Consider the following 23,206-nt stretch of genomic DNA (forward strand, 5'->3'; position numbering starts at 1 on the left):
TTCCTTTATTGCTGTAGACGATTGCGCCACGCGGTCAGAACGTCGCTGCGCGTAATCAGGCCGAGAAAGCGGTCATTGTCGTTAATCACGGCCACCAGACCGCGGTCGAAGATGGCGTGCAGGGCGCTCTCCGGGGCGCGTTTGTCGAGGAATTCCACCTGACGCGTCATGGCTGCCGTCACCGGAAGGGCAAAGCGGTCGCCGTCGCCGCCGATATGCCGCAGCAGATCCCACTCGTCGATAATGCCCACCACCTTGCCGTCCTCAAGGACCGGCAGCTGGGAGATGTCATACAGGCGCATGCGTGCCAGTACGGTGGAAAGCGTGTCGTCCGGAGCGGCGGTGACGGTGGCGCCTTCATCGTGTCGCAGGGCAATATAGTCGGAAAGATCGCCTGCCTGAGGGCGCGTGAAAAGCCCCTGCTGGCGCATCCAGTCGTCGTTGAACATCTTCGAGAGATACTTATTGCCGCTGTCACAGGCGAAGGTCACCACGCGTTTCGGCGCGGTTTGTGCCTGGCAGTATTTCAGCGCGGCCGCCAGCAGCGTGCCGCTGGAGGAGCCCGCCAGAATGCCTTCCGTTTTCAGCAGATCGCGCGCGGTGGTGAAGGCTTCACGGTCGGTGATGCGCCAGGCGCGATTCACCCCTTCGATGTGAGCCAGCGGCGGAATAAAGTCCTCGCCAATGCCCTCAACCAGCCAGGAGCCCGCGTCGTGGTAGCGTCCGGTTTCCACCTGGTCGGCGAGAATCGATCCGGCGGGGTCTGCCAGGACAAACTCCGTGTGAGGAGAGTGCTCGGCAAACCACGCCTGCAGGCCGCCGAGCGTCCCGCCTGAGCCGACGCCCACCACGATGGCGTCGATCCTGCCGTCAAGCTGCTCAAACAGCTCCGGTGCCGTGGTGGTGCGGTGCGCCAGCGGGTTGGCTTCGTTATTAAACTGGTCGATGTAAAACGCGCCGGGCAGCTCGTTAGCCAGACGCCGGGCGTAATCCTGGTAATAGGCGGGGTGGCCCTTGTTGACGTCGGAGCGGGTCAGCACCACCTGGGCACCCAGCGCGCGCAGGTGGAAAATCTTCTCGCGGCTCATTTTGTCCGGCACCACCAGGATCAGCGAGTAGCCTTTCTGGGCGGCGATCAGGGCCAGGCCCAGACCGGTATTCCCCGCCGTTGCTTCAATAATCGTGCCGCCCGGCTGCAGCTGACCGGTGCGCTCCGCTTCGTTAATCATCGACAGCGCAACGCGATCCTTGATAGAGCCGCCCGGGTTCTGGTTTTCCAGCTTCAGGAACAGCGAGCAGGGACCGGTATCAAGCTTATGCAATTGGATAAGCGGGGTACGACCAATCAGTTCAGTGACCGAGTGATAAATCGTCATGATGTTTTCCTTTCTGGATGTCATGACGGGATGATAGGGCGGTGAAATTTTCGCAATAAAGAACCATTCACTGCCGTTTAGAACGGAATGGAATATAAATGCCGTTTTTGGATGGCAGGACAGCAAGACGTAAAGTTGTCCGGAAGTGAGGATGGCTATATCCGCATAAAATGCTGCAATAATGACCGTTTTTTGAGCGAGTCAGCCAGCGGATATGCGTCTGGCAGATAATCATTGCTGAAATTGGTCTAAATGCTTTCGACCCTTTAAATCCGCTGCTTATTACCTCAGGTTATAACACATGCTTTTTTGTTCATTTAAAAGCTGATAACGCCTGTTTACTATCTTTTGGACATCCATACTGCTAAACCGCCAGGGGCGGATCGGATAACGAATAAGAATGATCGTACTCAGGAATATTTCGAAGGTTTTCGACAACGGAAAGGTCGCGCTGACTGCCGTTGATAACGTCAATTTGACGATAGAGCAGGGACAGATTTACGGCATTATCGGCTACAGCGGCGCCGGGAAAAGCACGCTGATTCGTCTGCTGAACGGTCTGGAAAAACCCAGCGCCGGAAGCGTCACCATTAACGGGCAGGATATCTCTGCGGCAAAAGGTGAAGCGCTGCGTCAGGCGCGTCTGAAAATCAGCATGGTGTTCCAGCACTTCAACCTGCTGTGGTCGCGCACGGTGAACGAGAACATCGCTTTCTCGATGCAAATCGCCGGTGTGCCAAAAGCCCAGATTAAGGCGCGCGTGGCCGAGCTGGTGGATCTGGTTGGCCTGAAGGGGCGTGAGCATGCGTATCCGTCGCAGCTGAGCGGCGGGCAAAAGCAGCGCGTGGGTATTGCGCGTGCTTTGGCTAACAACCCTGACGTGCTGCTCTGCGATGAAGCCACGTCCGCGCTCGACCCGCAGACCACCGATCAAATCCTCGATCTGCTGCTGGACATTAACCGTCGCTTCAAACTCACCATCGTGCTGATCACGCACGAAATGCACGTGGTGCGCAAAATCTGCGACCGCGTGGCGGTGATGGAGAACGGTAAAGTCGTGGAGGAGGGCGACGTGCTGAGCGTCTTTACCCATCCGCAGCAGCCGATTACGCAGCAGTTTGTCCGCCAGGTGAGCCAGTACGCTGAGGAAGAAACTTTCAATACCGAACTGGCAAACGATCTGGAAGGCACGGTCATCAGGCTGACCTTTACCGGGCACAGCACCCATAAGCCGATCGTGGGTGAACTAACCCTGCGCTACGGCCTGCCGTTTAACATCCTGCATGGAAAAATGACGCAAACCGCCCACGGAGTTTTCGGGCAACTCTGGGTGCACGTGGTGGCATCTGATGAACAACTGAACAATATCCTCGCCGACCTGAAGCACAGCGATATTGAAGGTGAGGTGATTAAACATGGCTGAGGATCTCTTTCCGCATCTGAAGTGGGACCAGCTCTGGGCGGCAACTCAGGAGACGCTGTACATGACCGCGCTCTCCGGCGTGGCGACCTTTGTTCTGGGGCTCGTGCTCGGTCTGGCGCTGTTTTTAACCGCGCGCGGCGGGCTGTTCCATAACCGCACGGTCTACAGCGTGATTTCGATTGTGGTGAACGTGTTCCGCTCGATTCCGTTCATCATCCTGATTGTTCTGCTGATCCCGTTCACGAAAACCATCGTCGGGACCATCCTTGGCGCCAACGCGGCGCTGCCGGCGCTGATTGTGGGCGCAGCACCGTTCTACGCACGCCTGGTGGAAATCGCCCTGCGTGAAGTGGATAAAGGCGTTATAGAAGCAACGCGCTCGATGGGCGCACGACTGAGCACGTTAGTGTTTCGGGTTTTACTGCCGGAATCATCACCTGCACTGGTTTCAGGTATTACGGTGACGCTGATTGCGCTGGTGAGCTACAGCGCGATGGCGGGGGTGATTGGCGCCGGCGGTTTGGGAAATCTGGCTTATCTGGAAGGATTCCAGCGCAACCATGGTGACGTCACGCTGGTGGCAACGGTGACCATTCTGATCATCGTTTTCATTATCCAGTTCTGCGGCGATGTCATTACATCACTGTTAGATAAACGCTAATACCCGTCATATTTCGAGCCTCAGGCGCGTTGGCTGCATTCGTTCACCCCAGTTACTTACTGTATGTAAGCTCCTGGGATTCGCTCACTTGCCGCCTTCCTGTGACTCGAACTATTTAGGGTAACAACAACACACAGGAACCACATCATGAAAAAGACACTGACGCTGATTGCCGCCGCAACCCTGAGCGCCCTGAGCTTCGCCTCCTGGGCCGACACCCTGACCGTGGGCGCGTCCAACACGCCGCACGCCGAAATTCTGGAGCAGGCCAAGCCAATTCTGGCGAAGCAGGGTATCGACCTGGAGATCAAACCGTTCCAGGACTACATTCTGCCCAACACCGCGCTGGCGGGACATGACATTGACGCCAACTATTTCCAGCATATTCCTTACCTGAACAGCGTGCTGAAAGATCACGCGGGCGATAAAGACTATGACTTTGTCAGTGCGGGCGCGATCCACATTGAGCCCATCGGCATCTACTCCAAAAAATACAAATCGCTGAAGGACCTGCCGGAAGGCGGCAAGATCATCATGCGTGATGCGGTTTCCGAAGAAGGCCGTATTCTCTCCATCTTCGAAAAAGAGGGCGTGATCAAGCTGAAGCCGGGCATCGATAAAGTGACCGCGCGCATCAGTGATATCGTCGAGAACCCGAAAAAGCTGAAGTTCACGCCGAACGTGGAAGCGTCTCTGCTGCCGCAGATGTACAACAACGACGAAGGCGACGCGGTGGTGATTAATGCCAACTACGCGATTGACGCCGGTCTGGACCCGGTTCATGACCCGATTGCGGTCGAGAGCGGTGAAAACAACCCGTACGCCAACATCATTACCGTGCATCGCGGCGACGAGAAGAAGAAAGACATTGTCGCGCTGGTGAACGTGCTGCACTCCAAAGAGATTCAGGACTGGATCCGCACCAAATACAAAGGCGCGGTCATTCCCGTAAACAACTAATTATCTGATTTTCAAGATGAAGCCCGGCGAGTTTCTCGCCGGGCTTCTTTTTTGTATCCGGCAGGAGAATCATTTAAGCTCAACGTTTAACAGGCAATGGAGTGATGACGATGGGTAACGTGACCAAAGATGAAGCGCTGTACCAGGAGATGTGCCGGGTGGTCGGGAAGGTGGTGCTTGAGATGCGTGATTTAGGGCAGGAGCCAAAGCATATTGTCATTGCCGGAGTCCTGCGAACCGCGCTGGCGAACCAGCGCGTTAAACGCAGTGAATTGACAACCGAAGCGATGGAAACGGTGGTTAAAGCGCTGGCCGGGTAAGGCGCCAGCGTTTCGCAAGCTGCTCGAGCGAGCAGCAGAGCAGGTAGTAGACCACGCCCGTAAAGATAAAAATGGCCGCCGGGTAGATTTGCACCCGGTTGTTGACCTGGCCCGCTACGGTGGTAAGTTCCGGGACGTTCACGATAAACGCCAGCGACGTATCCTTCAGCAGGCTGATAAATATCCCCACCAGAGACGGCAGAATATTGCGCATCACCTGCGGGAGTAGCACGCGCCACAGGGTTTGCCGGGTGCTGAACCCCTGGGTCAGTGCCGCTTCATATTGCCCGGCGGGCAACGCGTTTAGCCCGGCGAGAACCGAATGCATGACCGATGCCGCCGTGAACCAGGCCAGCGCCAGCGTGACGGTAAGCGCCCCCGGCAGATCGCCGCCGGTCATCAGCGGCAGCAGATACCACATCCAGAAAATTACAAAGATAAGCGGAATACCGCGTATCAACTCTGCCCATAAAAACAGCGCCTTACGCCCAGGTCCGGGATAGCGCCACGCGGCGCACGCCAGCGCAATACCGCCGGGCAAAGCAAGTATGGCGGCACCCGCGGCCATCAGCAGCGAGAGCAACACGCCTCCGGGCTCACCCGCAGCGGCACGTCCCCACAGCAGATAATCCAGGTTATCAGCAATCACGTTAAATCCGGCAATCATGCTGAGCCCTCCCTGCGCGGGGGCCGAGTCGCGTCAGTAGCATACCCATCACAACGCCGGTAAGCAGATACAGTGCGGTTCCCACGGTAAAGGCCTCCAGCGCGTGCGCGTTGTAGCTTTCGATCTGCCGCACCTGACAGGTGAGTTCGGCAAAGCCAATTCCGCTGGCGAGGGAGGAGAGCTTCATCAGGTTGAGATACTGACCGACGACAGGCTGCCAGGCGTTCGCCAGTCCTTGCGGCAGCAGAATGTAGCGAAATAACCGCCAGGCAGAAAACCCCTGCGCCAGCGCCGCTTCCCGCTGTCCGCCGGGGACGGAACGCAGCCCGGACTCAATCTCCTCAATTAAAAATGCTGAGGTGAATACGCCCAGCCCCCAGGCAGAACATAAAAATTCAGGGGTGAACCACCAGACGTCACCGGGCAGAATCGACCAGGCGTGATCGGCATTCACGACGTCCCTAAGCCCGAGCGGCAGGCCGTTCCAGGCGGCGAAGTACCAGAACAGGAGCTGCACCAGCAGCGGCGTGTTGCGAAACAGCGAGACCCAGCCGCTGACGACGGCATGACCAAACCGTCCTGCGGAGAGGCGAAGAAGCAGAAACAACAGCGCTAGCAGGGTGGCAAGCGCCAGTCCCGCAAGCGTGACCCACAGCGTGGTGAGAAAACCGGATAAAATCCACTGCAGGGGCTGCCCGGTCAGCACGCCCTGCCAGTCGAACGCGTGCATTACAGCGGCTCCTGGTGAAGTGGGTCGAGCACTTTTTGCAGGAACCGCCGCGCGCGCGGATGTGACGGCTGGCTGAAAAACTGTGCCGGCGGAGCGGTTTCCAGAATTTGCCCACCGTCGATAAAGACGATCCGGTCAGCAATCTCCCGGGCAAACTGCATCTCGTGCGTCACCACAATCATGGTGATCCCGCTGTGGGCAAGGGCCTTCATCACGTACAGCACTTCGCCAATCATCTCCGGATCCAGCGCGGAGGTGGGCTCATCGAACAAAATGATTTGCGGCGACGAGGCCAGCGCGCGAGCAATCGCCACGCGCTGCTGCTGGCCGCCGGAGAGCTGCGCGGGAAAGTGATGGGCTTTTTCGAGCATCCCGACCTTTTCCAGCAGTGCCAGGGCGCGCGCCTGGGCAGGCTGCGGCTTCCAGCCGTGCACGTGCTCCAGTGCCAGGGTAATGTTCTGGCTGGCGGTGAGGTGGGCGTAAAGATTGAACTGCTGGAAAACAAAACCGACGCGGCTGCGTAACTGGCGCAGGGCTGCTGCGGCAAGTCGGGCGGTGGGTTTGTTATCAATCAGAATGTCGCCGTCACTGAGGGTTTCAAGCTGGTTGATAAGACGGATCAACGTCGATTTACCTGAACCGGATGGACCGAGGATTGCCACCACTTCACCCGGAGAGATGCTGAGGTTAATGCCTTTTAATACCTCGTGGTCGCCGTAACGTTTAACGACGTCACGAAACTCGACGCTGGCGTGTTCCAGATGTGAAAAATCCGCGGCGCTGGCCGCGGAGTGTGAAAATAAACCTGAGAGCATATTACTGAGCTTCTATTTTAAAGGCGCGAGGCTGTGGGGCGGGGGTGTTTGGGCCAAACCAGACATCGTAGATTTTTGCCGCCTGACCGTTCTTCTCAAGATTAACCAGCTCGTCGTTGACGGCCTTCAGCAGCTCAGCTTCGCCTTTTTTCACCCCAACGCCAATCTCTTCCTTGCTGAGCAGATCGGGGAGGATTTTAAAGTTCGCTTTATCCGGGGCCTGTGCCAGCAGGCCTGCAAGAATAGTGCTGTCCTGGGTGATGGCCTGCACGTTGCCGTTGCGCAGTGCCGTCAGCGCCAGAGGAATATCATCATAAGAAAGCACGCGAGACTGCGGGAAACGCTGGTGCAGCGCCTGCTCACCCGTTGTCCCTTTCACCGCACCAATGCGGGCCCGGCTGTATTCATCCAGCTTATCGGATGATTTGGCGGGAACCAGGAACTGTTGTCCGGTCACGAAATAGGGGGTGGAGAAATCAATCACCTGCGCGCGTTCCGGGGTGATGGTGATATCCGCCACAATCAGATCCGCTTTACCGGACTGAAGCAGTGGGATTCGGTTCGCCGGATTGGTGGCAACCAGTTCAAGCTTCACGCCGAGCGATTTTGCCAGCGCTTTGGCGAAGTCCACGTCATAACCCACGATCTCGTGCGTTTTGGCATCAATAGAGCCAAACGGCGGGTTGGCGTCAAACGTGGCCACTTTCACCACCCCTGCGGCCTTAATATCCGCCAGCCGATCGGCCTGTGCCTGTGCTGAAAGCAGGCTCCCGGCTGCCAGTAATCCCAGAACCAGTGTCCGTTTGGTAAACCCTTTCATGTTTGCTGCCATAGTCATTCGCTATCCCGTTGTTTTTGTTTTACCCCGCTACGCTCCCATAAGCGAAAGCTATCGCCAAATAAGAAATCGTTCTTTGCTATGAGAAAAAAAGCATTAGTGAACAGGGTGTTATGAACAGGTAAATAAGAGGGAAGGCTATTTGCAGATACTGCACATGAACAGTCGATATTGGTATTTCCCCCGCGCCAAATTTGAGTGTTTAACTTAGATCAGGTGAAGCAAGAGGGGGTAAAGACGATGAAAAAATGGATCAGCACGTTACGGCGGTTTTTTGCGACCCGACCCGCGAATGCGGAGAACAGCGCGCAGCGTGTTCTTGAGTCGATACTGCCTGTTGCCAGCCTGTATGGCGTGGACGTTGCCAACATCGACCCGGAGTGGTTCCATGATAAAACGTCACGCTGAACTGCGCCGCACGCGCGAAATGTACTGGAATGAGCTGTGCGTGCTGCATGTAAAGCAGGGATGAACGGAAAAATACGCGGGCAAATCCTCGGTAAACCATAGCCGTTTTGTTACCAATATCTCCTTTCTCAGAAGGAGATGATAATGAAACGGACAGTATTAACCCCGGCACTTTCTGCCACCGCACTACTGATTGCCATGCAGGCGGCACACGCTGCGCCACAGGCGCATGTCGTCTGCGGTTACTCCCACACGCTCGGCGACGATGTCATTATGATGTACGGCATGCCCAACGAGGCCATGCTGCACGATTTTTTTGGCAACGCGCAAACGGATGCCTTTTCCAGCCGTGAATCGCTGCGTAGAGATGAAAAGACCACCTGCGATAACAAAGCAGACAGCTCGGCCTACTGGGCACCCTCTCTGAGATTGCCTGACGGAACGGTGGTTAAACCTGCCTATCAAAAAACCTATTATCAGGCATCGAACGTGGACGCCTGGCCGCTGCACCCATTCCCGGCGGGGCTGTCGCTGCTGGCGGGCGATCATCACGGCACCGCGCCGAATCCACATATCACCTTCCTGTGCGCTAACGGCAATGGCTACACCACCAAAACGGGTGAGGTCTGCGGCTTACGCAAGGCGAATGATGCCGTGCAGTTTAATATCGGCATTCAGTTTCCGAACTGTTGGGACGGGGTGAACCTGAAGCCCGCCCACGGTCTGGTCAACGCCACCTACGACACCAAAGGGCAGTGCCCGTCCGATTTCCCGGTGAAAATTCCCACCGTGAACATGAACATTGCGTACGTGCTCCCGACAATTAGCTCGCTCGATACCAGCAAAGCGCAGCTTTCCCTCGACCCCATCATGCACGGCGACGAGCGTGAAGAGCGATGGGGAAGCCTGTATACGGCGCATGCTGACTTTATGAACGGCTGGACGGAAGACGCCGCGCGCTTTATGACCGACCTGTGCATGAATCGCGGGCTGGATTGTGGCACTACCGTTCCGTATGGTTATTCAAAAGCGAAGGCCAACGTCTGGCTCAGCAGCCTGGAGCCAGCGCTTTCCCAGCCCGATCCCCAGGCCCTGCTGGTGCAGGATAACTGGCAGAACGGCGGACGCACGAGAAACAGCGAAACGCTGTCGCTGGTGAAGTTCCATATTCCGCCGCTGCCTGCCGGACAAGATCCTGCGCAGTTTAAATACCGCGTGCGGATTTATGGCGGGAAAGTGGAAACCAACGGCGCGGACCAAATCTTCTTCTATCCGGCAAGCAACGACTGGGATCCGGCCAGCGTGAGCTGGCAGTCGCGGCCAGCCTGTAACTACCGTTCGGATGCGGTGCTTTACCTTAACCACTCCCGCGAATACCGGATGGTGGACGTGGATAAAGCGGTGCGCAAGGCGCTGGCAGAAGGGAAAACCGAGATTTCGTGGTACATCGGCGGCGATCGTCAGGGCAATCACTACCAGTTTGAGACGGCAGCATCCCCACAAAGCCTGATCCTCATGCTGACCGGCTTTAGCAAAACGCCGGAGATCTGATCGCGCCGCGTTTTTTTGTTCTCATCAACGTTAACTGGTAATGTCGATAGCCTGAATGACGGTGCCAGTTAACGCTATGAGCATAAAAAAAATGATAAAGCGCAGCATCGCGGTATGGGTGCTGGTCTGCCTGATAAGCGGCGTGCTGCTGTATGCGGAACAGATACGCCGCCAGTTCTGGGAGCGCGATCGCGAGTTTACGGCGCTGTATTCGGCGATCGGCGCCGTGCTGACGCAAAACGAGTCGGTGCTTCCGCTTCTGAATGGCGATGAAGACCTCGCCGCGTTGCGCAAAAAATTCCCCCACATTAAGGCCCTGGAAAAAACCACCGGTCGTGCGCTGGACGCCGCGCGCGTGGAGCCGTTTCGCGGTGTTCAGTACTGGCTATACAACCCGTGGCGGCAGATCCGCGTCCTGATCGACTTAAGCGCGCTGCTTGCGCCGGGCCATCGCTTTGCAGAGCTGCATCTGAACCTCTCGAATGACGATCAACCGGGGTCTACAGGCGCGTTCTGGCACTGGCAGCGCGCCTTCCCGCAGCATACACAACCCTTTATTCTCTCTGCCACGGCAGATCCGGACTGGTTCAGGGTCTCCTGGCTGGCGTATCCGCTGCTCTTTCTGACGTGGGGAATGGTGATTGCGGGCGCGGGAACCGTGCTCTGGCAGCGCAAACAGCGCCAGCAGGCCGAGCAGCGTGCACTTTATTATCAGCATGCCAGGCTAAACACGCTGGGGGAGATCACCGCGGGCATCGTCCATGAAATCAACCAGCCGCTTACCGCCGTGCAAACCTGGATCCAGGGGGCGCAGCGACAGCAGCAGGATAATCCGCAGGCCGTCTCGCAGGCGCTCGCGGCCGCGCTGCTGCAAACGCAGCGTATCAGCGCTTTGCTGACGCGGTTTCGCGAGCATGTGGTACAGGAGAAGGTGACCCTGCGCGAAACCGATCTGGTGCAGTGCTGGCAGCAGGTGGAGAATTTACTGGAGCACGAGCGTATATCCCGGCGTATCGCGGTCATTCATGCGTTTGCTGCGGATGCCACGATTGTGATGGCGGACCGACTCTGGCTGGAACAGATCCTGCACAATCTGCTCAGCAATGCGATTCAGGCGCAGCAGGAGCGCACGCACGGCTGGGTGCGAATCGACAGTCAGAAAAATGAGAAGGGCATTCTGGTGACTCTGACCGACGGCGGGCCCGGGTTTAGCCCTGATGCCCTGCAGAACGCGTTTATGCCATTCTTTAGCGGACGTCCCGGCGGAATTGGGCTGGGGATGACCTTAACGGAGACGCTGATAACGCGCATGAACGGCTCGATAGCCCTGGGCAATGCCCCGCAGGGTGGGGCGCAGATCCGCTTGCAGCTGGCAGCAGGAAAGGAGATAAAGCATGGATAAGGTGGTCTGGCTCATTGATGACGACGAGTCCATCAGAGAATCCCTGGCGTTTTTACTGTCAGGGATGGGCTGGCAGGTTAAGGCCTTTGAGAGCGTCGAGGCCTTTACTAAGGCGCAGCGCGATGAATCGACGCTCGTCGGCTGTCTGCTTCTGGATATGCGCATGCCAGGCAAAGGCGGGCTGACGTGGCTGGAGGAGGGCGAATGGCCGTGGCCGCTGTTGCCGATCATTATCATGACCGGGCACGGAACGATTGACGCCTGCCGTCGCGCGTTTCGCAACGGCGTGTTTGAGTTTTTCACCAAACCGTTAGACGCCGATAAACTCATCGAAACGGTTGGGCTGGCCTTTGAGGAGAGCCAGCGACGATCTGCCGCCTGGCAGGATCTTTCGCAGATCAAAGCACGCTTTGAACAGCTAACCGCGCGGGAGCACGAGGTGCTGACTGTACTGATGGAAGGGTGCAGTAATAAAGAGGTGGCTGCACGTCTGAATCTTTCCCCGAGGACCGTGGAAGCGCACCGCGCAGCGGCGTTTGCCAAGCTCGGCGTTACTAGCCTGGTGCAGGCGAGCCGGGCGTACGACAAATTGCAATCCGTATAACTACCAGGTGGAGTGCGTAATCAACCGAATTACGTTTCATCGCGCCGTTAAGTAACCTCCGGGATGTCTAACAACACGCGAGGAAGTGCGATGAAAAAAGTCATGATGGTTGCGGCACTGGTCGCGGGTAGCGTAAGTCTGGCCGCGCAGGCCGAGACGTTGACCCAAAAAAATCTCTCTCTGACCCAGGCTAACGCGCTGGCAACATCCGCCATTCAGGCGTGCGCAGCGAAAAATTACCAGGTTGCGGTCACGGTGGTTGACCGTGCGGGCGTGGTAAAAGCGGTGCAGCGTATGGATAACGCCGGTCCTCACACGGTAAAAGCCAGCGAAATGAAAGCGTTTACGGCGCTTAGCGCAAAGAATGCGTCAGGCAAAGTAATGGAAGCGGCGCAGAGCAATGCGGGCGCACAGAATATGCGTGATATTCCAGGCTTCCTGCTGCTGGCCGGCGGGCTGCCGGTGAAAGAGGGCGATGAGGTGATCGGGGCTATCGGCATCGGCGGTGCGCCGGGCGGTCATCTTGATGAAGCCTGCGCTCAGGCGGCCATTGACGGGTTGAAAAAGTAGTAAAAAAAGCACCGGTTTTCCGGTGCTTTTCTTATCAAATCTTGCAAGCATCACCGCAGTCGTCGTCAGCAACAACCGCCTGCGCTTTTTTATCCGCGTCGTCCAGACGCTCCGCGTTACGCTCTTCCGCTTCATCCAGTCCGTTAAAAACTAAGTTATCGAGATCAATTTCCATGTTGCACCTGCTCTGTTCGGGTTTTGATACTGGCACAGTATAGGGTAAAAAACGCCGGCAATGTACCTCGCAGCACATAAGGATAATCCCTGCCATACTCAGTGCTTTATCACCGAGGAGCGCTCATGATTACACTCTGTAGAACCTGCGGTACTTCCTATGATGGAAAGCCGGAGAGATGTCCGATTTGCGAGGATGAACGCCAGTATGTCCCGGCCAGCGGTCAGGCGTGGATTGATTACGCGACGGTGACGGCCACACACGCGAACAAGTGGCAGCAGCTGGAGCCCGCGCTGTTCAGTATCAAAACGGTACCGTCCTTTGCTATTAACCAGCGAGCGCTGCTTCTGCGCACCCCCCACGGCAATATTCTGTGGGACTGCATCGCCAACCTCGATCCCGCAACCCAAACGCTCATCACCGCGCTCGGTGGCCTTCACGCCATTGCGATTTCGCACCCGCACTATTACACCACGATGCAGGCGTGGGCCGCGGCTTTCGATGCGCCGGTCTATCTCCACGCCAGCGATAAGGAGTGGGTGATGCGCGACAGCCCGGCGATTCATTTCTGGGATGGCGACGCGCTGGAGATTATGCCCTCGGTCACGCTGCTGCGCCTCGGCGGGCATTTTGCGGGCGGGGCGGTGCTGCACTGGCAGGAAGGCGAGGGCGTTTTGCTGGCAGGGGATATTTTGCAGGTTACCCCGGGGAAAGATGCCGTGTCGTTTATGTGGAGCTACCCGAATATGCTTCCGCTGCCTGCCCGTACGGTTGAGGACGTTATCCGGCGCCTGGCAGGAAAACCGTTCGCTCGTCTTTACGGCGCGTTCGAAGGGCAGAACATCCAGGCCGGTGCCGACGACATCGTGCAGCGGTCGGGCCAGAAATATATTGCTTGTCTCAGGTAAAGTACGGTGGGTAAACTTTACGAGTGTGATCGCGATCATACCTAAACGAAAACAGATAAAAGAGAAATTGCTATGCAACATATCATTGAAGGTTTTCTCAGCTTTCAAAAAGAGATTTTCCCGCAACGTAAAGAGCTCTTTCGCAGTTTAGCGTCCAGCCAGAATCCCAAAGCGCTGTTTATCTCCTGCTCCGACAGCCGTCTGGTTCCTGAACTGGTCACCCAGCAAGAGCCGGGACAGCTCTTTGTCATTCGTAATGCTGGCAACATTGTCCCTCCGTTCGGGCCGGAGCCAGGCGGCGTCTCTGCAACCATCGAGTATGCGGTAGTGGCGCTGGGCGTGACCGACATCGTGATCTGCGGCCACTCCAACTGCGGCGCGATGAAGGCGATTGCCGATAACGCGAACCTGGAGCCAATGCCTGCTGTATCGCACTGGCTGCGCTATTCCGACGCAGCAAAAGCCGTGGTTGAGAAAAAAAGCTGGGATAAGCCGATCGATAAAGTGAATGCGATGGTGCAGGAGAACGTGTTTGCGCAGCTCAGCAACATCAAAACCCACCCGTCCGTCGCGGTGGGCCTGCGTAATAACTCGCTTCGCCTGCACGGCTGGGTGTACGATATTGAAAGCGGCAAAATCCTTGCCCTGGATAAGAACACCAAAACGTTCGTATCGCTGTCGGAAAACCCGGAGGTCTTCTTCGAGTAATGACCGATAGCAGGGCATGGAAGCCCTGTCAGTTCTCCACGTACGGTAATCGACGCCGTACCCCTGAGGCAGGTTTTTCAGCCGCCTTCGCCATCGCTTCTGCAATCTCCGCGCACTCCGCCAGTCCCTGAACGAAGGGACGATCGTGCATCAGCCAGGGTATCGCGCCGAAAGCGATGCGCCCGCGAACCGATTCAGGCGCTTGTAGCGTGTAATCCTCGCCGATATCGGGTATTTCTTCCCCCGTTGCTTCCAGTCGTTTGCGTATCGTCGGGAAGGGCAGATCTTTCGTTTTGAGCGGCTTTTGCCCGCGAGCGTCAATAAAAACGTCGAAACGATAAACGGTCTCTCGTGTGGTGATGACTGTCCGATCGCTGCCAGCATCAAGCGTGTAATCATCGCCGAGCGCTGTCACGCTAATGATGCCTGCCTCGCGAAGCGCGAGAAGCCTGCGAATAGACTGCGGCGGGATGGCGGCATAGTTGTCGATAAACACACGCGCCAGGCCCTGCTTGAAGCGTTTTCTGTCCTGCTCGCTGAGATGCGGAACGATCTCCTGAACGACCTCATGCAGCCGAAGTACGGTGTAGCGCCAGGCCACGGTACGGCGTTCACGTTTGTTCCGCTCAACCTCGCTGAGGTTCTCTTCCGCCCAGGTGAAGGGCCCGTGCCGTTTACGATCCTCAAACCACGCCTCACGAAGGCTATCGGCATCCTGGTTACGCAGAGAAATTTTCTCGCACCACGCCGGGTCGGCGAGTTCAAGCTCTTTCACCATCAGAGCAAAGATGCGGTCAAGCAGGCCATCCGATCCTTTGGCTATCTCGCTTTCAACCACGAATTCGGTCAATACCGACAGCGGTTCATAAGGGATAGGGCAGTAAAAATCGGCTTCCGGCAGAATGCCCGCTCGGGACATTAGCGTAATGTTTAACCCCTCGCTGCCTTTGTCGAGGATGAATTCACCATCACGAAACTCACCGTGCTGCATCACCACCGCCATAGCCGCGTCCAGACCGCTCAACGAGGTTCCCATAATGCCCACGCGGCAAGGGGGAATGCTGGCGTCCATCAAACCGGACCACGGGCTTGGGAAGAACGTGCGCGTGGCTTCATCCTCTTCTGGCCAGACATGGCCGGTGGCGATAACCGCCAGGTCGAATTGATCGGGCAAGGTGTCGTCATTGACTGAAAGCGTTACGCCGGATGTCGAGGGGATGATGTCCGTTACCTTCGCGGATTCATGGACCGTAACCTGGAACCCCAGCTTTTGAGCCTCTTTTACAATTGAACGAAAGCTGTCGCGAAAATACTCTCCCAACAGGAGTCTGGGCAGGAACTGCCGATCATGCAGGCTGGCTTTATCAACCTTAAAGCGCGCCAGATGGGTGTCGCTCTGTTCCTTGAGCCAGTCGAGGTAGGTCATAAAAATGGGGGGAATTTCAATGCTCGCAATGTTCGCCAGCATCAGCCGGGAATTATCGTCGTCATTATAGGGCATGCCCACGCCGGCTTCATCGGCCTGTTCAAAGACTGACACGGAGAGCGGGGTGCTGTTATTCAGCAAATGATAAAAGGTGTAAATCCCTGTGGGGCCGGAGCCGATAATCGCGATATTCTTCATTGACGCGCTTCCTGTATTTTTTCCATAAGAAAAGCGTAGCAGGAGAATAATGATGGAAATAAGGGATTAAGAAAATTCAGGGTAACAAGAGAGGATTTGCACCATTTCAGGACTGAAAATGGTGCGTCCGAGTGGACTCGAACCACCGACCCCCACCATGTCAAGGTGGTGCTCTAACCAACTGAGCTACGGACGCAGAATGGTGCGTTCAATTGGACTCGAACCAACGACCCCCACCATGTCAAGGTGGTGCTCTAACCAACTGAGCTATGAACGCAACGTGTTGTCGGTGACAACGGGGACGAATATTAGCGGCACAGCACCAAGGAGGCAAGAGGGAAAACGCATTTTTCTCTCTGATTTCACGCGATTGCTTCATTACCGCGCAAAGTGAAGAGAAAGTAGCCGCCGGGCGGCGGCTACTGCGTAGTTAACGTGCAGCGCGCTGCAAAATCACCGTTGACGGCTGGCGCTGCAGGAAGCGCATGCGCAGCATCATCATGATCGCCGCCGATGTGAGTCCGATGATAAAGCCCATCCAGAATCCGGCTGGCCCCATGCGATCAACGACCAGATCGGTCAGCGCCAACACGTAGCCAGCCGGCAGACCCAGCACCCAGTAGGCGATAAAGGTAATAAAGAAGATCGAACGCGTGTCTTTATATCCGCGCAATACGCCGCTGCCAATCACCTGGATGGAGTCAGAAATCTGATACACCGCAGCCAGCAGCATCAGGTGTGAGGCCAGCATCACCACGTCCGGGTTGTCATTGTAGAGCAGGGCGATCTGCTCACGCAGTGCCACCGTGAACAGCGCCGTACAGATGGCCATACAGACACCGACGCCCAGCCCGGTGCGCGCGGCCGTTTGCGCATCCAGCGTCGAGCCCTGACCCAGGCGGAAGCCAACGCGAATCGTCACCGCCGCCGCCAGCGACATCGGCAGGACGAACATCAGAGAGCTGAAGTTGAGGGCAATCTGGTGCCCGGCCACGTTAACAATCCCCAGCGGGGAGACCAGCAGGGCGACCACGGCAAAGAGCGTCACCTCAAAGAACAGGGCCAGCGCAATCGGCAAGCCTAGCTGTACCAGACGCGTCATGATGCTCCAGTCCGGCGTGCTGAAGCTCTTTGCGTTGCGAATATCGCGCATTGAACGGGCGCGTTTCACATAGGCGATCATACTGAAGAACATTACCCAGTAAACGGCCGCCGTCGCCACGCCGCAGCCGACGCCGCCCAGCTCCGGCATGCCGAAATGACCGTAAATAAAGACATAGTTCACCGGAATATTCACCAGCAGGCCGATAAAGCCCATCACCATGCCGGGCTTGGTTTTCGCCAGCCCTTCACACTGGTTACGTGCTACCTGGAAAAAGAGGTAACCAGGCGCTCCCCAGAGCAGGGCGCGCAGATAGCCCACGGCTTTGTCTGCCAGCGCCGGGTCAATATTGTGCATGGCGCGAATGATATGGCCCGCGTTCCAGAGCACGACCATAATCAGCACAGAGACAAACCCTGCCAGCCAGAAACCCTGGCGGACCTGATGGGCAATACGCTCGCGACGACCCGAGCCATTGAGCTGAGCGATAACCGGCGTGAGCGCGAGCAGCAGACCGTGGCCGAACAGGATGGCCGGAAGCCAGATTGACGTGCCGATGGCAACGGCCGCCATATCGGTGGCGCTATAGCCACCCGCCATTACCGTATCCACAAATCCCATTGCGGTCTGGGCCACTTGCGCGACGATCACTGGTATAGCCAGTGCCAATAACTGGCGCGCTTCATTCATGTACTTCTGCACGTGAACACCTTTATTTTGTAGTTATATGAGAGACAAAAAAGCCGCCGTAACTGGCAGCAAGAAGAAAATGCAGGGGGGTGCCAGCTATTGTAGCGGGCTTTAGCTATTTATCTAGTGAAAAAATCGCCAGAAAATGCGCTCCGCTGGCAACCTGTTTTTCCAACTGTTATTGTGGTGGGATTAAACGGTGTTACCACCGTCCGGAAAAAACAGGAGTTGTAAGCATGTTTACTGGTATTGTGCAGGGCACCGCCAAAGTGGTGTCCATTGATGAAAAACCTAATTTTCGTACGCATGTTGTAGAGCTGCCGGAATATATGCTTGATGGCATCGAAACCGGCGCCTCGGTTGCCCATAACGGCTGCTGCCTGACCGTCACCGAAATTAATGGCAACCAGATTAGCTTTGATTTAATGAAAGAGACGCTGCGTATTACCAACCTGGGCGAGCTGGTAGTGGGGGACACCGTCAACGTTGAGCGGGCGGCGAAGTTCAGCGATGAGATTGGCGGCCACCTGATGTCCGGGCATATCATGACCACCGCCGAAGTGGCGAAAATCGTGACCTCGGAAAATAACCGACAAATCTGGTTTAAAGTGCAGGATCCGTCATTAATGAAATACATCCTCTATAAAGGGTTTATTGGCATTGATGGGATTAGTCTGACGGTGGGAGAAGTGACGCCAACCCGTTTTTGCGTGCATTTAATTCCTGAAACGCTGCAGCGCACCACGCTGGGTTCGAAAAAACTGGGGCATCGCGTGAATATCGAAATCGATCCGCAAACCCAGGCGGTTGTCGATACCGTTGAGCGCGTGCTGGCCGCCAAAGAAGCCGCAATAATAAAGACCGCAGAAGAAGAATAAAAAATACCCCCGGCAAGCCGGGGGTATTTTTCTAGCGTGCGACCCGCAAGCCGTGTTCAATCCCTCGGCTGAAAACAACCTGCCAGAGCTGAATATCGCGCGCGCGAAACGCCCCCGCGCAGGCATTCAGATAATAGCTAAACATCCGCTTGAATCGTTCAGAATAGTTGTCCGCAATTTCAGGCCAGGCTTCCTGAAAACGCGCATGCCAGGCCATTAACGTGGTGTCGTAATCCGCGCCGAAGTTATGCCAGTCTTCCATCACGAAATGGGATTCGCTGGCGTTGGCAATCTGGCGAACGGACGGTAAACAGCCATTCGGAAAGATGTATTTGTTGATCCACGGGTCGACGTTATTGTCGGTCCGCTTCGAGCCGATGGTATGCAGCAGGAAGATGCCGTCCGGTTTCAGATTACGGTCCACCACCTCAAAATAGGTGTCGTAGTTTTTTGGCCCCACGTGCTCGAACATGCCGACGGAAACGATCCGGTCGAACTGCTCGTTCAGGTCACGGTAGTCCTGCAGCCGGATATCCACATCAAGATCCTGACAGCGCTCTCGCGCCATTTTTTGCTGTTCTGCTGAGATCGTCACGCCGACCACGCTGACGCCGTAGTGCTTCGCCATAAAATACGCCAGCCCGCCCCAGCCGCAGCCGATATCCAGCACGCGCATGCCGGGCTGTAGCTGCAATTTCTCGCTAATCAGGCGCAGTTTGGCCTGTTGAGCCTCTTCAAGCGTCGACGCCTCTTTCCAGTAGGCGCAGGAGTATTGCATGAAGGGGTCCAGCATGCGGCTGAACAGATCGTTGCCGAGATCGTAATGCTCTTTGCCGACGATCCACGCACGTTTTTTACTTTGCAGATTAAACAGGCGGGCAGAGGCGACACGCAGGGTGTCTTTCAGATTGCGAGGGAGCTGTTTTTCAAGGCCGGCACGCAGCACGCTGGCGAAAAAGGTATCCAGCCGTTCGCACTCCCACCAGCCGTCCATATAGCTTTCTCCCAGACCTAACGATCCCTCCCGCAACACGCGTTTATAAAAATCGGGATGTTTAACCTGAGGATCGGATGGCGATGATCCATTGATAGTGATGCCTGCCCGACCTAACAGTTCACTGACGATCCGGGACCAGTTATCGTCCGGAACGCTGACTTCTTCTATACACGATGAACTCATAGCTTCTCCATCACCCTACTGTGATCAGAACCTTAAAACAGCGTAGACGCTTTTTTTGGTTTGTGAGAAATCTCACGGTAAATACCGCGAGGCTAGTATCCGACGTAGAACAGAGGAAGGGAGATAACCCTTGCCGAAATGCCTTCCATGGTAAAACGGGAGCACTCCGGCTCCCGTTAACACTTAATATTTATCGTATTTAATCGAACCAAATTTAGTATAGGCCTCAAAATTTGGTGATTCAATAGAAAATTCTTAGCAACCTAATCACTGAAAATTAACATAGTTCCTGGTGCGATCAGGCGTGCGAGGTTTCAACCTGCGTACTCTCATCCTGCGCGGCAGCCTGCATGCGATAGCCTATGACGGCCAGCGCAACGGTAGCCAGCATTACGCTGGTTGTCGTCAGTAGCGGCGTGGCAATCAGCGCTGAGACTACCAGACTTGCCAGGAAGCACAGCCCCAGCTGCAGGGTGTTCTGCAGCGCGGCCGCGCGGCCTGTCGCCTGCGGGAACGGACGCAGCGCCTGCGCCACAACAATAGGGTAGATCGCCCCGTTCGCGACGGCCATCACGCAGAATGGAATCAAAATTTCGGCCAGACCGGCACCCGGAATAAAGCCAACGGCCCAGGTCCCGATGACGCTCAGCGCATACAGCACCAGCAGCCATGGCAGCATCTGCTGACCTTCCCACTTTTGCAGCGCCGCGCGGCAGCCATACCCGCCCACCAGGAACGCGATAGTCTGTGGAACATAGCTCAGGCCGATGGCTGCCGGGCTGTAGCCCATATCGTGCAGAATGAACGGCGAACCGGTGAGCCACGCGAAAAAGCTTGCCGAGCAGGCGGCATAGATCAGAACGTTGCCGCGATACGCTTTGGTGCTGAGCAAGGAAGTGAAGGTGATCGGCTTCGCGTCTGCGTGCACCTCTTTTTTATGCGCGGGCTTGAGGGCGAATGCCGGCAGCATCAGCACCAGCGTGATGGCAAACAGCGTGGCAAAGATGGCCTGCCAGTCAAAGCGCGCGAGGATCCAGCTGCCCAACAGAGGGGCGAGGGCAGGAGAAAGCCCTACCAGCGGCATAATGGTGGCGAAAATACGGTTGGTGCGGTTTGCCGGATAGTAGTCGGTGACCAGCGCCTGCCAGGTCACGGCAGCGGCACAGACGCCGACCGCCTGAACAAACCGCAGCACCAGCAGCCAGGTGGCATCGCGCACCCACAGCATTCCCAGGCAGCCCACGGCAAAAATGACCAGACCCAGCAGCAGTACCGGTTTACGGCCAAAGCGATCCGAAAGCGGTCCCCAGAGCAGCTGCGCGAAGGCAAAACCAGCAAGGAACAGGCTCAGGCTGGCGCTGATGGCGGCAGCAGGGGTTTGCAAATCTTCCTGCATGGCGGCGAAAGCCGGCAGGTACATATCGGTGGCCAAAAAGCCCAGCACGCTTAAGCCGCCGAGCCAGACTAAAAAACCTTTCCTGGGTTGCACTGTTTTATTCTCCTGAGGAGGCAGGTATACGTTGGCGCTGAGTGTAGGGAGTGCAAAGCCGCTTGTGAAACGCTAATATTTGGCGGGTGCGTTCAAATTTTTTGCAGGCAGAAAATGTGGTCAGATTATTCTCTTGAAGTGGTCGATGCTGTCGCGCGTAACGGCAGCTTTAGCGGGGCGGCGCAGGAGCTGCACCGCGTCCCTTCGGCTATCAGCTATACCGTACGTCAGCTTGAGGAGTGGCTGGCGGTACCGCTGTTTGAACGGCGGCATCGTGATGTGGAATTAACGCCTGCAGGGGCGTGGTTTTTGAAGGAAGGGCGTTCTGTTATCAAAAAAATGCAGATCACCCGCGAACAGTGCCAGCAGATCGCGAACGGCTGGCGGGGACACCTTTCCATTGCGGTGGATAACATCGTTAAGCCCGAGCGCACCCGGCAGATGATTGTCGATTTCTACCGTCATTTTTCTGACGTCGAACTGCGGGTTTCGCAGGAGGTGTTCAACGGCGTCTGGGATGCGCTGGCGGACGGCAGGGCAGAGATGGCCATTGGGGCCACGCAGGCGATCCCGGTCGGGGGGCGTTACGCCTTTCGCGATATGGGGATGCTGAGCTGGAAATGCGTGGTGGCAAGCGATCATCCGCTGGCGAAGATGGAAGGGCCGCTGAGCGATGATACGCTGCGCGGCTGGCCGTCGCTGGTGCTGGAGGATACCTCCCGCTCGCTGCCCAAGCGTATCACCTGGCTTTTGGACAACCAGCGGCGGGTGGTGGCCCCTGACTGGGAATCGTCGGCGACGTGCCTCAGCGCCGGGCTCTGCGTCGCGATGGTACCCGTTCATTTTGCGAGACCGCGAATCGACACCGGTGAGTGGGTTGAGCTGGCCCTGGAGAATCCGTTCCCGGATGCGGCCTGCTGCCTCACCTGGCAACAAAATGATGTTTCGCCGGCGATGGCCTGGCTTCTGGATTATCTGGGGGACAGCGAAACGCTTAACCGGGAGTGGCTGAGGGAGCCAGCCTGACTGGCTCCGCAATGAGATTAACGACGGTAGTCGCGGAACGGGCCATCCGCAACGGAACGGCGTTCAATAAGGCGAGGGTGAACTTCAATGGACTGCGACTCTTCACGTTTGTTGACGATCCTGTCCAGCAGCATATTGAAGGCGGTTTCACCCAGCGAATCTTTCGGCTGGTGAATGGTGGTCAACGCTGGCGTGAAGAAGCGCGCGTTGCGCACGTTGTCATACCCGATCACGGAGATGTCCTGCGGGACGCGCAGACCCAGCTCATCGGCCGCACAGAGGGCGCCCATCGCCATGATGTCACCCCCGCAGAAGACGGCGGTCGGGCGGTGCGGCTGGGAGACGATCTGCTGCATCGCGCGGTAGCCTGATTCCGGCTCAAAGTCGCCCTGCACGATCCAGTTTTCCGGCACGGTAATCAGCGCTTCTTCCATCGCTTTCATAAAGCCGGCCAGACGGCCCGCGCCGGTGTTGCGCTCCAGCGGACCCGGGATCACGCCAATCTCGCGATGGCCGCGCTCAATCAGATAACGGCCGGCCATATAGCCGCCCTCAAAGGCGTTATCGATAACCGAATCGGTGAAATCCGCGCGCGCTTCGCCCCAGTCCATCACCACCATCGGAATATGGCGATACTCTTCCAGCATCGACAGCACGGATTCCGGGTACTCGGAACACATTACCAGCAGGCCATCCACGCGCTTTTGCGCCATCATCGACAGGTAGGCGCGCTGTTTTTCAATGCTGTTCCATGCGTTGCCGAGAATCAGGGTATAGCCTTTCTGGAAGCAGTTTTTCTCCACCGCTTCAATGATCTCGGCAAAATAGGCCGCTTCACTGCTGGTCGCCAGTAATCCAATGGACTTGGTGTGATTGACCTTGAGGCTGCGCGCAACCGCGCTTGGCGAATAGTGCAGCTCTTTGATCGCTGCCCAGACCGCGTTGCGCGTCTCTTCCGCCACGAAGCGGGTTTTGTTAATTACATGTGATACGGTTGTAGTGGAAACGTTTGCGCGTTTTGCTACGTCTTTAATTGTTGCCATTAAATGTCACTCCAGACCATATCCTAAGCTCCTGAAAAACTTGAAGGTAAACGTTTGC

At 56.6% G+C, this 23,206-nt stretch carries 24 protein-coding genes and 2 tRNA genes; 13 read left to right on the forward strand and 13 right to left on the reverse strand.

The genetic code is table 11. The features are described 5' to 3' along the window. Positions 1–5 precede the first annotated feature (5 nt). The gene (locus AB8818_RS00775) at positions 6–1,376 is read right to left on the reverse strand and encodes a cystathionine beta-synthase (RefSeq protein ID WP_192981570.1); all 1,371 of its coding nucleotides are present in this window, start codon (positions 1,374–1,376) and stop codon (positions 6–8) included. A gap of 400 nt (positions 1,377–1,776) precedes the next feature. On the opposite strand from AB8818_RS00775, the gene AB8818_RS00780 reads away from it, so the two are divergent. From AB8818_RS00780 to fumD, 4 genes are all read left to right on the forward strand, one after another. After that, complete coding sequence (locus AB8818_RS00780) at positions 1,777–2,799, forward strand: methionine ABC transporter ATP-binding protein (RefSeq protein WP_192981567.1); 1,023 nt, start codon at positions 1,777–1,779, stop codon at positions 2,797–2,799. Then, the gene (locus AB8818_RS00785) at positions 2,792–3,460 is read left to right on the forward strand and encodes a methionine ABC transporter permease (RefSeq protein WP_163329006.1); all 669 of its coding nucleotides are present in this window, start codon (positions 2,792–2,794) and stop codon (positions 3,458–3,460) included. The genes AB8818_RS00780 and AB8818_RS00785 overlap by 8 nt, the downstream gene beginning before the upstream one ends. A 147-nt stretch (positions 3,461–3,607) precedes the next feature. Further along, complete coding sequence (locus tag AB8818_RS00790; RefSeq protein ID WP_028012875.1) at positions 3,608–4,420, forward strand: MetQ/NlpA family ABC transporter substrate-binding protein; 813 nt, start codon at positions 3,608–3,610, stop codon at positions 4,418–4,420. A gap of 110 nt (positions 4,421–4,530) precedes the next feature. Beyond that, positions 4,531–4,740: a fumarate hydratase FumD gene (gene fumD, locus AB8818_RS00795; RefSeq protein WP_008500615.1), complete on the forward strand. Its 210-nt coding sequence runs from the start codon at positions 4,531–4,533 to the stop codon at positions 4,738–4,740. Here fumD and AB8818_RS00800 read toward each other — a convergent pair. Genes AB8818_RS00800 through AB8818_RS00815 form a run of 4 tightly spaced genes read right to left on the reverse strand, consistent with a single transcriptional unit; the run spans position 4,721 to position 7,784 of the window. Beyond that, positions 4,721–5,407 carry an amino acid ABC transporter permease gene (locus AB8818_RS00800; protein ID WP_163329008.1) on the reverse strand — a complete coding sequence of 229 codons (687 nt, stop codon included), beginning with the start codon at positions 5,405–5,407 and terminating at the stop codon, positions 4,721–4,723. The genes fumD and AB8818_RS00800 overlap by 20 nt on opposite strands. Next, the gene (locus AB8818_RS00805; RefSeq protein WP_116340425.1) at positions 5,391–6,137 is read right to left on the reverse strand and encodes an amino acid ABC transporter permease; all 747 of its coding nucleotides are present in this window, start codon (positions 6,135–6,137) and stop codon (positions 5,391–5,393) included. The genes AB8818_RS00800 and AB8818_RS00805 overlap by 17 nt, the downstream gene beginning before the upstream one ends. Continuing rightward, complete coding sequence (locus AB8818_RS00810) at positions 6,137–6,952, reverse strand: amino acid ABC transporter ATP-binding protein (RefSeq protein WP_192981552.1); 816 nt, start codon at positions 6,950–6,952, stop codon at positions 6,137–6,139. Before AB8818_RS00810 ends, AB8818_RS00805 begins: the two co-directional genes overlap by 1 nt. A gap of 1 nt (position 6,953) precedes the next feature. Then, positions 6,954–7,784 (reverse strand): ABC transporter substrate-binding protein, encoded by an 831-nt coding sequence (locus tag AB8818_RS00815; RefSeq protein ID WP_192981729.1) that lies wholly within the window; start codon positions 7,782–7,784, stop codon positions 6,954–6,956. Between the two features lie 246 nt (positions 7,785–8,030). Between AB8818_RS00815 and AB8818_RS00820 the strand changes: the two genes are divergently transcribed. The 5 genes from AB8818_RS00820 to AB8818_RS00840 all read left to right on the forward strand — a co-directional run bounded on the left by AB8818_RS00820 (position 8,031) and on the right by AB8818_RS00840 (position 12,325). Then, positions 8,031–8,198, forward strand: a complete 168-nt coding sequence (locus tag AB8818_RS00820; protein WP_013096943.1) for a hypothetical protein — start codon at positions 8,031–8,033, stop codon at positions 8,196–8,198. Positions 8,199–8,342: 144 nt separating this feature from the next. After that, a complete protein-coding gene (locus AB8818_RS00825) occupies positions 8,343–9,749 on the forward strand; it encodes a DUF1996 domain-containing protein (protein ID WP_192981549.1) in 1,407 nt (468 codons plus the stop codon). 91 nt (positions 9,750–9,840) lie between these two features. Then, positions 9,841–11,151, forward strand: coding sequence for a sensor histidine kinase (locus tag AB8818_RS00830; RefSeq protein WP_226857503.1), 1,311 nt, complete (start codon positions 9,841–9,843; stop codon positions 11,149–11,151). Continuing rightward, a complete protein-coding gene (locus AB8818_RS00835; protein WP_163329016.1) occupies positions 11,144–11,755 on the forward strand; it encodes a response regulator transcription factor in 612 nt (203 codons plus the stop codon). The genes AB8818_RS00830 and AB8818_RS00835 overlap by 8 nt, the downstream gene beginning before the upstream one ends. A gap of 90 nt (positions 11,756–11,845) precedes the next feature. Next, entirely contained in the window at positions 11,846–12,325 is a 480-nt protein-coding gene (locus AB8818_RS00840; protein ID WP_116340412.1) for a heme-binding protein, read from the forward strand. A gap of 34 nt (positions 12,326–12,359) precedes the next feature. Here the strand turns inward: AB8818_RS00840 and AB8818_RS00845 are convergent, their stop codons facing one another. Continuing rightward, complete coding sequence (locus AB8818_RS00845) at positions 12,360–12,500, reverse strand: hypothetical protein (protein ID WP_061098445.1); 141 nt, start codon at positions 12,498–12,500, stop codon at positions 12,360–12,362. Positions 12,501–12,625: 125 nt separating this feature from the next. On the opposite strand from AB8818_RS00845, the gene AB8818_RS00850 reads away from it, so the two are divergent. Then, complete coding sequence (locus AB8818_RS00850; protein WP_163329018.1) at positions 12,626–13,408, forward strand: MBL fold metallo-hydrolase; 783 nt, start codon at positions 12,626–12,628, stop codon at positions 13,406–13,408. 72 nt (positions 13,409–13,480) lie between these two features. Next, positions 13,481–14,116, forward strand: coding sequence for a carbonic anhydrase (locus AB8818_RS00855; protein ID WP_028012884.1), 636 nt, complete (start codon positions 13,481–13,483; stop codon positions 14,114–14,116). Between the two features lie 28 nt (positions 14,117–14,144). Here AB8818_RS00855 and AB8818_RS00860 read toward each other — a convergent pair whose 3' ends face one another. From AB8818_RS00860 to mdtK, 4 genes are all read right to left on the reverse strand, one after another. After that, positions 14,145–15,740, reverse strand: coding sequence for an FAD-NAD(P)-binding protein (locus tag AB8818_RS00860; protein ID WP_192981543.1), 1,596 nt, complete (start codon positions 15,738–15,740; stop codon positions 14,145–14,147). A 119-nt stretch (positions 15,741–15,859) separates the two neighbouring features. Then, positions 15,860–15,936 (reverse strand) — tRNA-Val (locus AB8818_RS00865). A gap of 4 nt (positions 15,937–15,940) precedes the next feature. Beyond that, positions 15,941–16,017 (reverse strand) — tRNA-Val (locus AB8818_RS00870). 153 nt (positions 16,018–16,170) lie between these two features. Then, on the reverse strand, positions 16,171–17,544 hold the full coding sequence (mdtK, locus tag AB8818_RS00875; RefSeq protein ID WP_192981540.1) for an MdtK family multidrug efflux MATE transporter: 1,374 nt from the start codon (positions 17,542–17,544) through the stop codon (positions 16,171–16,173). A 224-nt stretch (positions 17,545–17,768) separates the two neighbouring features. Between mdtK and AB8818_RS00880 the strand changes: the two genes are divergently transcribed. Continuing rightward, entirely contained in the window at positions 17,769–18,410 is a 642-nt protein-coding gene (locus AB8818_RS00880; protein ID WP_163329022.1) for a riboflavin synthase subunit alpha, read from the forward strand. A gap of 31 nt (positions 18,411–18,441) precedes the next feature. On the opposite strand, the gene cfa is transcribed toward AB8818_RS00880, so the two are convergent. Together cfa and punC are read right to left on the reverse strand one after the other, a co-directional pair. Beyond that, positions 18,442–19,590 carry a cyclopropane fatty acyl phospholipid synthase gene (cfa, locus tag AB8818_RS00885; RefSeq protein WP_116340402.1) on the reverse strand — a complete coding sequence of 383 codons (1,149 nt, stop codon included), beginning with the start codon at positions 19,588–19,590 and terminating at the stop codon, positions 18,442–18,444. A 298-nt stretch (positions 19,591–19,888) separates the two neighbouring features. Continuing rightward, positions 19,889–21,079, reverse strand: coding sequence for a purine nucleoside transporter PunC (punC, locus tag AB8818_RS00890; protein WP_192981537.1), 1,191 nt, complete (start codon positions 21,077–21,079; stop codon positions 19,889–19,891). 114 nt (positions 21,080–21,193) lie between these two features. On the opposite strand from punC, the gene punR reads away from it, so the two are divergent. Further along, positions 21,194–22,105 (forward strand): DNA-binding transcriptional activator PunR, encoded by a 912-nt coding sequence (gene punR, locus AB8818_RS00895; protein ID WP_192981534.1) that lies wholly within the window; start codon positions 21,194–21,196, stop codon positions 22,103–22,105. A 17-nt stretch (positions 22,106–22,122) separates the two neighbouring features. Here the strand turns inward: punR and purR are convergent, their stop codons facing one another. Beyond that, on the reverse strand, positions 22,123–23,148 hold the full coding sequence (gene purR / locus AB8818_RS00900; protein WP_008500597.1) for an HTH-type transcriptional repressor PurR: 1,026 nt from the start codon (positions 23,146–23,148) through the stop codon (positions 22,123–22,125). Between the last annotated feature and the right edge of the window lie 58 nt (positions 23,149–23,206).

Origin of the sequence: Enterobacter sp. KB-280D8 (assembly GCF_041399405.1) — a bacterium.
In the GTDB taxonomy this organism is placed as follows: Bacteria; Pseudomonadota; Gammaproteobacteria; order Enterobacterales; family Enterobacteriaceae; genus Enterobacter; species Enterobacter cloacae_N.